Raw genomic sequence first — 12,248 nt, forward strand, 5'->3', positions numbered from 1 at the left:
GGAATCGCTCCCGGCGGTAAATACCGACAGCGACGGCAGTCGTGGCTATCGACTCGAGCAGTGTCGAACCGTTCGTCTCACTGGAAAAAGTGGCCCCCTGCCTCGAGTCGAACTGATCGTTGCTCGTCGCTGTCCAGCCGTATGCCACGCCTTAGTGTTTGAGTCGGGCGACGTTCTCCCGGATCTGACCCAGCAGGCCGTCTCCGGACTCCTGTGTGAGGGCCGCGTGGAGCGTCGAGTTCTCCGGTTCGTCCTTGACGACGACGCGGAGGTACGGCTCGAGCTGGGTGAAGTTCTCCGAGAGGACGACGGTGTGATTGTCCTCGTCGTGGTCGACGACACCCGCGTCGGCCAGTTTCGGGACGTGACACTGCACCGAGGAGACGTAGACGCTCTTGTACTCGTTCTTGGCGACTTCGTCCGGCGGGACGTCGTGCTCCCAGCCCGCGACCTGTTCGGCGAGCGTCGACAGCTCGATCGGGCCGTCTTGTCCGCGCAGCGCGTAGAGGAGGTATCGGCGGCGGCGGTTGGCAAGCAACTCGAGGATGGTGTCAGCAGAGAGTTCTTGATCCTCCTGACTCGAGGTAAGTGCTTCCATAACACGATATTACTCGCCAGCCCGGAAAAGGGTGTCTTGAATATCCCGAAATCCAACAGACGCGGGTCAATGGCTCATGAACGTGATCGTATTCTCCCCGTTATTGTTCGATACGTGTTCCTACTGGGAATTACTGTCTGGAAAACTTACCGTGGGTGGTACTCACACGAACAGCAACTCCGATTCGAAATCCTTTTTTATACCATCGACGGATGTGTGAGTGAGCCGCCTTAGCTCAGACTGGGAGAGCACTCGACTGAAGATCGAGCTGTCCCCGGTTCAAATCCGGGAGGCGGCATACTTTTCCGCGAGGCAATTCGCCGAGCGGAAAGTATCCAACCGACCGGTTTGAACGAGAGAACACGCAGCGCGAGCGAAGCGAGCGACCGTGTTCGCGTAGTTCACAATCCGGGAGGCGGCATCCCTTTCTCGCCCGATACCAACTCGAGAAGCTCTCAGACTCGACCAAAGATCGACGAATTCCCGACGAGTTCCCGTTTACGTGAGCAGAGACCCTACGACTCCTTCGGGAGCGACATACGGCAAGCGCCGTTTATTAGTCCCGGCGAAACTCCAAAACGGCCGGGCCACGACGTTCCTCGCGAACCAATGTCCGACGATCAGTCCTCCGAGACGAGCGAAGCACACATCGACGATGCCGTCCTCGAGCGGACTGCCGACCGATCCGGGGTCGACCCAGAGACGATTTCGGACGCGCTCGTCGTCCTTCACGCGGCGTTGATCGGTCGCCACTCCACGCTCGAGCGGGAATACGAGTACGCAACTGTCGACGGTACTCGAGCGTATCGCGTTCCCGAAACCGTGTGGGACGACCTAGCCGACGAGTTCGGATTCGAGGACGAGGTCGCCGCAGCGGTCGAATTCGCTCACTCCGAGCAGGCGCAACTGGTGTTTGCGGACGCGGTCGGCGTCGACGACCGCTTCGGAGACGGTGACCGCGGCGTCGTCGTCGGCATCGATACCGCCGAGGAGTTCTAGCTCGGTCCGGGACCACTGCAGTCTCGGCGCGGGTCACATTCGGGCGATGGCAGTACCGTGGCGACTAACTCGTGAGCGACGGAGATGAAACCGACCGGACTCTGACCGCTGGACGTCACAGCGCCGAGCGAAGCGAGCATCTGACGGTTTCTCCCGGTTCGAAAACAGGGCGTATTTCTCCGAACGACGCGGAACGTAGCCGAACGAGAGTTAAGCCGTTTCGCGGCAAAGGGAGGGTATGACCGAAGAATGGCACCTCGACAACGAGCGCATCCGGTCGTTCGTCGACACGGTGGACGAAGCCGCAGACACACACGAGGAGATTCCGGATCTCCTGGCAGCGCTCCGCGATCCCTTTCGGGACCTGCTGACCGACGACGATTGGCTTCCCGAACCGTACGACGGCCTCGTTCCCGACGGCTACGACGACAAGGGGGAGATGGGGCGCGACATCGCCCAGTGGCTCCTGTACCGCCGTCCGGAGAAGCTCACGATGTTCACGCTCGTGCTTCCGCCGGGCGTCGAGACGCCAGTCCACGATCACCTCGCGTGGGGACTCGTCGGCATCTACTCGGGGACGCAGACGGAGGATTTCTACCGCCGAGCGGACGACGAGGACAACCACATCGGCCACGCCGATCTCGAACATCTCCGTACCGAGGAGGTGGAACGAGGCGATTTCTACGAACTCATCCCGCCGAACAACGACATCCACAAGGTACGGACGTCGTCGGACGTGCCGAGCGTGAGCGTGCACCTGCTCGGGGCAGACGTGGGCTGTATCCAGCGCCACCAGTTCGATCCCGACGACGAGTTCGTGGAACTGTTTCAGTCGCACTACACGAACGTCCGGTGCGAGCGGTCGCTATCACCCCCGGACAATCACGGCCACTCGCATAGCCACCAGCACTGATCGACAACTACGGCGCCTCGTAGCGCCCTCGTGTTGTCTCCGGTTCGAATCCGCTAGGTGGCACTCCGCTCGAACACGGCTGTCGACTACGGGACGGCGTTCGGAACCCGGCGACGGTTTCGACGAGGTGGAGAGCCGCCCGTTCGCGTGATATCGAACTGTGGATCGGAACTATCCAGGGCTCGGTCCGAACGGAGTCGATCGGAAACCGGCTACCGGGCAATCTCACTCACAGGTTCTCGAGGTCCCATCCCACGAACTCGTCCTCGAGGTCCACCTGCAGCCCCTGCAACACTCGCGCCAGCCCGAGATAGCAGCCGGAGAGCATGCCGACGCCGAGGATCACGGCTTCGTCGTAGTGGGCGGCCAGTCGCTCGTGGGTGTCGTCCGCCACGTCACCCTCGACGAACTCCTCGACGTACGCGACGAGGGCCGCGTACTCGTCCGCGAGTCGGTCGGGTTCCTCGCGCGAGACCGCGAGGATCTGCTCCGGCTCTACCCCCTCGTCAAGGGCGACGCGAACGTGCTGGTGCCACTCGTAGGCCGTCTCCGCGTAGTAGGAGGTCGCGAGGATGACGAGCTCCCGTTCGTGCGCCGAGAGGCCGCTGTTGGTCCAGACGACGGAGCCGTAGGTTCGGAACCCCTCAAGTAGCGCGACGTTTCGCCCGAGCGTCCGGTAGACGTTCAGCGTGCCACCCGTCAGCGAGTGGCCGCGGTCCGCGTCGTCCACGTCGGCGTCGGAGAGCGTGTCGAGCAGGTCTCGCTTCTCGGCCGGCAGGTCCTCCGGATCGACGTAGCTGATTCGTGCCATACCGTGGCGTTTCGCTCGAGGGGCATATAGTCACGCCCGCAGCGGATCGTGTCGTCGATTGCATCCTCGAGCGAACGACCCGTCTCCGCGGCGCCGCGCTCATACTTCTCCTGTTACTTCCTCACTCGTGGCGACGGTCCATCGTGTCGTTCCGCTACACGTTCATAATACCACGATTCATTCCCAAGATTTCTTTAGTGTATTTTTTGGAGTCCATCGGTAGTGGTAGAGTTATGCGACGAAGAAACTATTTGGCGGGAACGGCTGTCGGAGCGGTGACATCGGCAACGGCTCTCTTGGGCGGCTGTCTCGATAGTTTGGAGACCGACGGAACTGGATCCGGAGCGGAGGACACGGATACGGACGACACCGATACGAGCGATGTCGACGATTCGGTCGATGACGAGGAAAACGAGGCGAATGACGACGATACAGATGCCACGGACGGGGAGGACCAGGACGCGGACGATTCAGAGCAAGACGTCGATGATGATTCGGCGCAGGATGGAGACGAGAGCCGAGACCAAGACGACGAAAGTGAGCACCAAGGGGAGGACGAGAACGAACAAGCGGACGAAGGCGACGAAAGCGAACAAACGGACGGAGACGACGAACCAGCAGGCGATGGGACCGTCGAGTTCAAGGTGATCGATATGACGCCGAGTATGGAATCGGGGACCGAGTTCACCTACATCATACTGGCTCACACGGACGGGTCCGAATCGATTCCGGGTGCGGCGTCGTTAGTCGACGAAACCGGTGCCACTGTCGACTCGGCGAGTTACGAGGCGGTGTCGGGCGGCGGGAACTTCGAACTGACGTATCAGGCACCGACGGTCGATGAGGATACCGAAGTCTCACTGATGATCGAAACCGACCACGGATCGGTGAACCTCGGCAACGTGCACGTATTCCCAAGCGAGACGGCCGAGAACGACGACCCGAGCGATCCGGCGGGGAACAGCACCGAGAACGGCGACTCTGGCAGTCCGACCGAAAACAGCACAGAAAGCGACGACTGAACGTCTGGGGCCCCACGAGGAGTCGATCGGTCGTGGCAACTGAACGGCGAACGATTATCCCTTTCCTTCTGTTTGCTCTCTCCGTGAGCAGCGAGACGACTACCAACGAGAGCGACACGTTCGAAATCGGCGATACGACTATCCACCGACTCGGTTTCGGGGCGATGCGCCTCTGTGGTGAGGGGATCATCGGCCCGCCGGAGGACGAGGAAACGGCACGCGAAGTCCTCGAGCACGCAGTCGACTACGGCGTCGACTTCGTCGACACCGCGGACTCCTACGGCCCCGGCGTCAGCGAGCGCCTCATTGGCGAGACGCTCGGCGATCCGGACGACGTGCTGGTCGCGACCAAGGCCGGTCTCCTCCGCAACCGGGAGGGTGAGTGGCTCGCCCACGGCGAACCAGACTACATCCGCAACCAGGTGCTCGCCTCCCTCGACCGGCTGCGCACCGACACGATCGACCTCTACCAGTTCCACCGTCCCGATCCGGACACGCCCTACGAAGACTCCGTGCAGACGTTCGCCGAACTGCAGGACGACGGACTTGTCGACCAGGTCGGCGTCAGTAACGTCTCCGTCGAGCAACTCGAGACCGCCCGCGAACACGTCGACGTCGCGACGGTCCAGAATCGGTTCAATCTGGACGATCGCTCGAACGCGGACGTGCTCGAGGTCTGTGCGGAGAACGACATCGGCTTCATCCCGTGGGCGCCGATCGACGGCGACGACCTCGACGAACACGGCGACCTGCTCGACGAAATCGCCGAGGAACACGACGCGACGCGGCGGCAGGTCGCGCTGGCGTGGCTGCTCGAGCGCTCGGACGTCATCCTTCCGATCCCGGGCACGTCGGACCCCGACCACCTCGAGTCGAACGTCGCGGCCTCGCAGCTGTCGCTGTCCGACGACGAGATCCAACGGCTGACCGACGCGGCGAGGTGAGCCCAACGCGGAGCGCTCAGGCCTCGAGTTGGCCCGCGATTCGCTCGGAGAGGTCGGTGAGGTAGAACGAGCCCCAGATAGCGGCGACGACGGCACCGACGACGTCGTAGACGAGGTCGACGATCGTATCGTCGACGCCGTGCTGGGCGACGACCGCCTGGAGGCCGAGCTCTCCCGCGCTCCAGTCGATCGCGAACTCCATGAGTTCCCAGAGGACGCCGAAGGCCAGCACGAACACGAGGATAAACGCGAACAGCATCGTCGGCGGAACGTAGATCTCGTCGGTGTGGAGGTCGATCGCTCGGACGACGGCGTACCCCGCCGCGGCGACGATCGACGCCGAGACCGTGTGCGTCAGGCTATCCCACGGGCCGATCATCCCGTACAACCCGGCCGATCCGAGCGCGTGGAGGAAGACGGCCGCCGTGAGCCAGAAGACGAGTCCGGGCTCGAGGGGCAGTCGGGCGTCGCGCTCTAAGACGGCGGGGAGGAACGTGATCGAGAGCGCGATGGCGGCGTTGACGACCGTCGTCAGATCTCTCGAGAGGAGACCGTACAGCAAGATTACGGCGAGGGCAACCTGCATCGCACGTGAGAGCACCCTCACGGTTCGTTCGGGTGCATCCAGCCGGTCACGGATCAGAGTCGGAACCGGATCCGGTTCGGCGTCGGGCGAGGTTTCACGCGGTGCGGGCGTTCGATCGGAGGTACTCTCCGCGTACGTCCGAAAGTAGCGATCGAAGAGGACGCCCGCGAACAGGCCGGCGAACGCCGCGTAGGCGAAGTCGACCATCAACGCGTGGTTGGCCGCGTCCTGCGACCGGCCGTCGAGGATGTACTCGGTCCCGAGGAGGGCGTCGGACAGCCACTGCGCGACGTTCCACGCGCCGGCCACGGCGAGCGTCGTGAGCACGACTAGGCCGATCGCGAACGCGTGGTTCATCCGGACCGCCGTGAACCGATCGATCTCGACGGTGGCGACGAGCGCGATCGCCGCGACGGCGACGTAGACGCCGATCGTCGTCAGCGGAGATGTACCGAGTAGCGTCGCATCGGCGACGGGGAGCACGACGAGCACCAGCAGTTCCCACGGCGGCATTACGCGCGGGTCCCGAAACGACGCCGCCGGCAGGACGACGACCAGGACCGCGAACCCGGTGAACGCGAACCAGCGATAGGATCCGGAGAGACCGTGAGCGACCGCGAAGGACGCGAGCGCGATCGTGACGAGCCAGGCCAACGCCGCGTTTCGCCGCGTCGCGTTCACCGCACCATCGAGTCGAGCGTCGACCATACCGTTCATCACGGGACGGGATCGCTAAACGAGTGAGCCTGCGTACGGGTACGATCGCGGTCGAACGCGCGAGGTCGCAGAAAGGTGGGTGAATCAATCGCCGACGTAGACCGTCCGCAGCCGCGAGCCGCAGTCCGGACAGCACAGCGTCTGCCACTTCGTGGGGTCGAGACCGCCCATCGTCTTCGTGCGGCGGGCGTCCTCGAGTGCTACTGCGGCGCCACAGCCATCACAGTCGAAGGGACCGTCCGAGTCGGACATCGCCCGATCGTACGCGCGGGTGGGTATTGGCTTGTCGGTCCGGTCCGTGCGTCGTCAGTGCGATAACCGCCGTTCGATCGGCGACTGCCGTATCGCTCGTTCGTCACTAACCGAAGAGTGAACTGACTGTGTGCGAACGAGTAGCGCATGGGAACCACGGCGGATATCGACGATCTCGACGGCCTCGAGCACGGACTGGCTCGCGTCAACGACACCAAACTCCACTACGTAACGGCCGGGGAGGGGCCGCCGCTGGTCCTCTGTCACGGCTGGCCCCAGACCTGGTACGAGTGGCGCGAGGTGATCCCCACCCTCGCGACCGATTACACCGTCATCGCGCCGGATCTGCGCGGGATGGGCGATTCCGAGACGCCCCGTGCGGGCTACGACAAGGACACCGTCGCGACCGACGTCCGCGAACTCGTCCACCACCTCGGATTCGACGACGAGCCCATCGCGCTCGTCGGCCACGACTGGGGAATGGCGACGGCCTACGCCTACGCGGCTCAGTACCGCGAGGAGGTCGCCGCGCTCTGCGTGCTCGAGGCCGGCCTCCCGGGGATCAACGAGGACGGAAAACGCAAGCTCTGGCACACGCGCTTTCACAACGTTCCGGACCTGCCGGAGCGGCTGGTCGCCGGCCGGGAACGGCTTTACCTCTCGTGGTTTTACAACGAAGGTGCGTACGACCCCTCGGCGATCACCGGCGACGCCCGCGACGAGTACGTCCGCTGTTACTCGCAGGCCGGCGGACTACGGGGCGGGTTCGAGTACTATCGGGCCTACGAGGAGGACGCTGCGAACAACGACGCGCACGCCGAGGAGCCACTCGAGATCCCAGTCCTCGCGCTGGGTGGTGCCGCGTCGTTCCGCGAGCTCCCGATTCGCGACATGGGGGCGGTTGCGACGAACGTGGAGGGGGAGGTACTCGAGCGTGCTGGCCACTGGATTCCCGAGGAACGGCCCGAGTACTTCGTCGAGCGGTTGACCGGTTTTCTCGAGGACGCGATGTAGTTCCGAGAGTGTAAAACGGGCTCGACGGGCGGTGTCGCCCTCGCTGCTCGTCCTCGAGGGTTATCCGAATTGGGCGAGAAAACCCACGACTTCAGTCGTGGGCAGATGTCACGCTATCAGAATGCCTTCTGACCGATCCGTATCCGATTCGAACTGTGAAATCGCCTCGGCGACGTCTTCATCGGTTGCGTCCGGTGGGCGCTGCTCATCGTCCGTTTCGTCAGTCATTTCTCGTCTCTCTGTCGGCTTCCTGTCTGTATAATGAGTGGTGGAGATAGTTCACAATCCGTTCCGCTGGGTATCCACACCGCTGGCAGATGCTCTCCCCTTGCTGGGGATCCCACGCTGGCTTGTGTTCTCCATCGTCACACGTCGGTTTCATTTGGTATCGCTTCCCTTCCCCATACGGTCGAACGGAGCCAGTATGCATAGCTGTCAGGTAATGTCTACGTTAGCTCGTAGGTTACCCCCGAGTAATTACGATCCTGGGTTCTGACCCGACGAATTTCTGTGGCTCACGAGGTCGTTTGCCGGAGCAGTACGGCTACTTCGAGGCATTGCTCACTCCGTTCTCGATGACGCCGCAGGAAGTTCGGGTGCAAGAATCGAACCCGATTGCGAGACTCGCTCTGCTCGTCTCGCGTGACTCGATTCTCTGACGACTCCTACGGCTCACGAATTTGTTCGCCGGAGCAGCAAAGCTGCTCCGAGCCATCGCTCACTCCGTTCGCGATGACGCTGCAGGAAGTCCGGGTGCGAGAATCGAACCACGGTCGATCGCTTCCTTCCTCGCTTCGCTCGGAAGACTGCGCTCTCTCTGGTTCGATCTCGCCTTCCGGCTTTTCCGCTCCTCACTTCGTTCGTCGCGAAAAAGTCCGGGTGCGAGAATCGAACCCGCGTCTCAGCCTCCACAAGGCTGAAGGATAACCACTACCCCAACCCGGACACGCTTGCAAGAAAAAATACGCGCGGTCGGACTGAAATACGTTACGACTCGAGTACGCACCCGTGCGACTCCGTACCGCGGGATTTCCAGACGCACTGCCGACGAGACCGTTACACGCCACATCAGCGACCGTCGACCGGGACGTTTTTCGGCACACAGGCCCTAGCACCGCCAACGCGTGGCCATCACCGACAAAATCTACGTCAAGAATCACCGCCAGCTCAGCTCCCAGCTCGAGACGAACATCCCGAAGGGCGCGTTCAAGGGCGCGACGCTGGACATGCTTTTCCAGGGCCAGGGGCTCGAGAAACTCGACGACGCGACCCGCGACCGCGTCCTCGATTTCACGGAGGACTTCCTCGACTGCGGCTGTGACAACAACCCCTACTGCGGCTGTCCGGAACGGAAGTTCCTGCAGTATCTCCTCGAGTTGCGCGCACAGGGGCTGGGTCCGGACGCCATCGTCGACGTGATGACCGACGACTACATGGTGTACGCCTACCCCGGCGACGTACTTTCCTTCCTCGACAACGCGGTGCGGACGCTCGAGGCGGCCGAAGGGCTCGCGCAGGTCGACGGCGCGAACGAAAAGTACGACGAGATCCGACGGGAGAAGCAGAATCTCACCCGCTGATCGCAATCCGCAGAGAGCCACTAAGTCCCAATCTGTACACGCGCCACCCCAGATAAGACGCTGACTCCTACCGCGTTCTACCGCAACTGGTAGGACTCGTCTTCCTCGTCGAGTTCGTCGAGCAACAGCACTTCGTCCTCCTCGTCCTCGAGTCGGTCCTGCAGGTCGTTGACGTAGCCCTTGTACTCGTCGAGCTGTTCCCGGAGGTGGTCAGCCTCGAGTTCGAGCCGTTCGTGTTCGCGGATGAAGCTCTTCGGGACCTCGACGCTCGGCGGGAACGTCCGGTCGCCGTCGTCGCCTCCCGACCCGGCCGCCCCTCGCGCCTCGAGTTCGTCCTCGGGGACGACTTCGACCTGGCCATCGTGTTCGACGAGGAGGTCGACGTAGTCACGAAAGACCGCGGACAACGAGATGTCGCGTTCCTCGGCGATGTCCTGGAGCGCCGCGAACGCGTCCTCGTTCACGCGAAACGAGATCGTCTTGTTCTTGTTGCCCATTGGCATCTATTCGTCGGTCCTGATACTTAACGGTTCGTCAGACGAGGTGCCGCGTCCCGCGTCTGCAGACCCTCACGACCGGACAGGCTATCCGACTCCGGACCGAACGCAACCCATGCTCACCGACACGCCGGGGCTGCACCACGTGACGGGGATCGTCGGGGACGCCCAGGAGACGATCGATTTCTACGCGGGCGTCCTCGGCCTGCGACTCGTCGCGCAGACGGTGAACTACGAGGACATCCTGCAACACCACCTCTACTTCGGCGACGCGGCCGGCTCCCCGGGAACGGTCCTGACGCAGTTTCCGGACCCCCACGCCGATCCGGGTCGCCGCGGCACACCGCAGGTCGCGTCGGTCTCGTTCGTCGTTCCGGCAGACGCACTCGAGTTCTGGCAGACCCGACTCGAGGATCACGATATCGCCGTCGAGGGCCCCTCCGAGCGATTCGACGAGCGCGTGCTGCAGTTCGAAGACCCCGTCGGAACGGCACTCGAGTTCGTCGCCGGACCGGCGTCGGATCCCGGCTCCGACCTCGACACCGGTACCGAGCCGTGGACGGCGGGCCCCGTCCCCGAAGCCAGCGCCGTCCGCGGACTCCACGGCGTCTCGCTCCTGTCGGTCAACCCGTACTCGACGGCGAGCACGCTCGAGACGCTCGGCTTCGACCACGAGGCCGAATACGAGAACCGAATCCGATACCGGGCCTCGGGACCCCGAGCGACGGCGATCGATATCCTCGATCGCGAGGCTCCCTTCGGCCGCGAGGGGCCCGGAACGCTCCACCACGTCGCGGTCCGAGTCGACGACGAAGCGTCCCTCTACGAGTGGCACGACCTCTTCGCCGAGCGCGACTACGACGTCTCGCGGGTCAAGGATCGGCACTTCTTCCACTCGCTGTACGTCCGCGAACCGGGCGGCGTGCTCTTCGAACTCGCGACCGAGACCGACGGCGTCGCCGCGAGCGGCGAGACGGGCGGCCCGGGGGAGTCGCTGTACCTGCCCGGTCGGTTCGAGGCGGACCGCGATCTGATCGAGAGTCAACTTCCCGCACTGACGGCTCCAACGGGAGCCGCCCTCGAGCGATGACCGGCGCGGATCGATCGATGCGCGCAGTTTCGGGACCCCACGCCGGCCAGCCGCTGCTCACGGCCGGCGCTCCCGCGCTGGCCGCCGAGGCCGCGTTCGTCGTCTGCCACGGCCGCGGCGCGACGGCACAGGGCGTCGTCAACCTCTTCGAGCCGACCTATCGCCACGGACTCGCCGTGCTCGCGCCGCAGGCCGACCGAAGCCGCTGGTATCCCCGCCCGGCGAACGCACCGCGAGCGGAGAACGAACCGTGGCTCTCCTCGAGCGTCGACTGCGTGGCCGCAGCGCTCGAGCGAGCCGAATCGATCGGCATCCCGCCCGAACGAACCGTCCTCGGCGGCTTCTCGCAGGGCGCCTGCGTCGTCGCGGAGTTCGTCCACCGTAATCCGGCTCGTTACGGCGGCCTCGCCGTCCTCTCCGGCACGCTCCCCGGCTCGATGGACGACCTCGAATCGATCGATATCGACGGCTCGCTCGCGGGAACGCCGATCCTGCTCGGCTACGGCGTGGACGACCCTCACGTCGATCCAGATCACGTCGCCGAAACGGTTCGCGTCTTCGAACGGGCTGACGCAACCGTCGACGAGCGGCGCTACCTCGAGACGGGACACGAGGTCACCGGCGACGAGTTCGACGCGATCGGTGGGCTGTTCGAGCGCGCTCTCGAGTCGTGACGAGCTACGTCGAATCCGGGCCGAGTCCTTTCTCCGAAAGCTCCTCGAGCGCGTCCTCGCTCTTTTCGAGGTTGTCGAGCCCCATGCCGTCGAGGACGTGATCCGCTTTCGTGAACTGGATCTCCTCGTAGTCGACGATCTGGAACCGGTTGCCCCACGGATCGTGGAACTCGAGTCCCGGCACGTCGAGACGGTCGATTTCGAGTTCGGCGAGTCGCCGTTCGACGCGGCCCGCGTCGTCGACGACGAGTCCGAAGTGGCGCGCGTCGTCGGCCGTCTCGCCGGCCGCATCGGTTTCGGCCAGCGCGATGAACTGGTCACCCATGTCGATGAACGCCTTCGTGTTGCTTCGGCCTCGGAGGTCGAACGCGAACAGCGAGCGGTAGAACTCGAGCGCGTCGTCGATGTCCCCGACCTCGAGTGCGACGTGATTCGTCCCGACGAGTCTGGCGCGGTCGTCACGGCTGTCGTCAGTTTCGCTCATACTCGTTACTCGTCGCTCGAGTCCGGTAACCGCTGTGCTGGCAGCGTCGCTCGAGTCGAGCGAGTCG

14 protein-coding genes and 2 tRNA genes are annotated in these 12,248 nt (G+C 63.8%); 9 read left to right on the forward strand and 7 right to left on the reverse strand.

All coding sequences use genetic code 11. From position 1 onward, the window contains the following. Positions 1 to 151 precede the first annotated feature (151 nt). Positions 152 to 598, reverse strand: coding sequence for a DUF7344 domain-containing protein (locus BLT08_RS14670; protein WP_006087790.1), 447 nt, complete (start codon positions 596 to 598; stop codon positions 152 to 154). A 224-nt stretch (positions 599 to 822) separates the two neighbouring features. Here BLT08_RS14670 and BLT08_RS14675 point away from each other — a divergent pair. From BLT08_RS14675 to BLT08_RS14685, 3 genes are all read left to right on the forward strand, one after another. Then, positions 823 to 896 (forward strand) — tRNA-Phe (locus BLT08_RS14675). A 311-nt stretch (positions 897 to 1,207) separates the two neighbouring features. Then, complete coding sequence (locus BLT08_RS14680; protein ID WP_090308975.1) at positions 1,208 to 1,597, forward strand: DUF8048 family protein; 390 nt, start codon at positions 1,208 to 1,210, stop codon at positions 1,595 to 1,597. A 238-nt stretch (positions 1,598 to 1,835) separates the two neighbouring features. Then, a complete protein-coding gene (locus tag BLT08_RS14685) occupies positions 1,836 to 2,510 on the forward strand; it encodes a cysteine dioxygenase family protein (RefSeq protein ID WP_090308979.1) in 675 nt (224 codons plus the stop codon). Between the two features lie 229 nt (positions 2,511 to 2,739). Here the strand turns inward: BLT08_RS14685 and BLT08_RS14690 are convergent, their stop codons facing one another. Then, complete coding sequence (locus BLT08_RS14690; protein ID WP_090308982.1) at positions 2,740 to 3,321, reverse strand: carboxymuconolactone decarboxylase family protein; 582 nt, start codon at positions 3,319 to 3,321, stop codon at positions 2,740 to 2,742. A gap of 275 nt (positions 3,322 to 3,596) precedes the next feature. Here BLT08_RS14690 and BLT08_RS14695 point away from each other — a divergent pair, with 275 nt between their 5' ends. Next, the gene (locus BLT08_RS14695; protein ID WP_139171311.1) at positions 3,597 to 4,343 is read left to right on the forward strand and encodes a hypothetical protein; all 747 of its coding nucleotides are present in this window, start codon (positions 3,597 to 3,599) and stop codon (positions 4,341 to 4,343) included. Positions 4,344 to 4,426: 83 nt separating this feature from the next. Continuing rightward, a complete protein-coding gene (locus tag BLT08_RS14700) occupies positions 4,427 to 5,287 on the forward strand; it encodes an aldo/keto reductase (protein WP_090308989.1) in 861 nt (286 codons plus the stop codon). Positions 5,288 to 5,303: 16 nt separating this feature from the next. Here BLT08_RS14700 and BLT08_RS14705 read toward each other — a convergent pair whose 3' ends face one another. Next, positions 5,304 to 6,581: a DUF2238 domain-containing protein gene (locus BLT08_RS14705; protein WP_090309187.1), complete on the reverse strand. Its 1,278-nt coding sequence runs from the start codon at positions 6,579 to 6,581 to the stop codon at positions 5,304 to 5,306. 93 nt (positions 6,582 to 6,674) lie between these two features. Beyond that, entirely contained in the window at positions 6,675 to 6,842 is a 168-nt protein-coding gene (locus BLT08_RS23095; RefSeq protein ID WP_175529329.1) for a hypothetical protein, read from the reverse strand. A 147-nt stretch (positions 6,843 to 6,989) separates the two neighbouring features. Between BLT08_RS23095 and BLT08_RS14710 the strand changes: the two genes are divergently transcribed. Next, positions 6,990 to 7,856, forward strand: a complete 867-nt coding sequence (locus BLT08_RS14710) for an alpha/beta fold hydrolase (RefSeq protein ID WP_090308994.1) — start codon at positions 6,990 to 6,992, stop codon at positions 7,854 to 7,856. 873 nt (positions 7,857 to 8,729) lie between these two features. Here the strand turns inward: BLT08_RS14710 and BLT08_RS14715 are convergent. Beyond that, positions 8,730 to 8,801: transfer RNA gene (locus BLT08_RS14715), tRNA-His, on the reverse strand. Between the two features lie 179 nt (positions 8,802 to 8,980). Here BLT08_RS14715 and BLT08_RS14720 point away from each other — a divergent pair. Then, positions 8,981 to 9,436, forward strand: a complete 456-nt coding sequence (locus BLT08_RS14720; RefSeq protein WP_090308999.1) for a DUF5814 domain-containing protein — start codon at positions 8,981 to 8,983, stop codon at positions 9,434 to 9,436. Positions 9,437 to 9,513: 77 nt separating this feature from the next. On the opposite strand, the gene BLT08_RS14725 is transcribed toward BLT08_RS14720, so the two are convergent. Further along, on the reverse strand, positions 9,514 to 9,933 hold the full coding sequence (locus tag BLT08_RS14725) for a DUF8146 domain-containing protein (RefSeq protein ID WP_090309004.1): 420 nt from the start codon (positions 9,931 to 9,933) through the stop codon (positions 9,514 to 9,516). Positions 9,934 to 10,048: 115 nt separating this feature from the next. Between BLT08_RS14725 and BLT08_RS14730 the strand changes: the two genes are divergently transcribed. Together BLT08_RS14730 and BLT08_RS14735 are read left to right on the forward strand one after the other, a co-directional pair. Then, the gene (locus BLT08_RS14730; RefSeq protein WP_090309007.1) at positions 10,049 to 11,023 is read left to right on the forward strand and encodes a VOC family protein; all 975 of its coding nucleotides are present in this window, start codon (positions 10,049 to 10,051) and stop codon (positions 11,021 to 11,023) included. Beyond that, a complete protein-coding gene (locus tag BLT08_RS14735; protein ID WP_090309010.1) occupies positions 11,020 to 11,697 on the forward strand; it encodes an alpha/beta hydrolase in 678 nt (225 codons plus the stop codon). Before BLT08_RS14730 ends, BLT08_RS14735 begins: the two co-directional genes overlap by 4 nt. Before the next feature lie 4 nt (positions 11,698 to 11,701). Here the strand turns inward: BLT08_RS14735 and BLT08_RS14740 are convergent, their stop codons facing one another. Continuing rightward, positions 11,702 to 12,181: a VOC family protein gene (locus BLT08_RS14740; protein ID WP_090309015.1), complete on the reverse strand. Its 480-nt coding sequence runs from the start codon at positions 12,179 to 12,181 to the stop codon at positions 11,702 to 11,704. Positions 12,182 to 12,248 lie beyond the last annotated feature (67 nt).

Source organism: Natronorubrum texcoconense, assembly GCF_900100335.1.
GTDB lineage: Archaea > Halobacteriota > Halobacteria > Halobacteriales > Natrialbaceae > Natronorubrum > Natronorubrum texcoconense.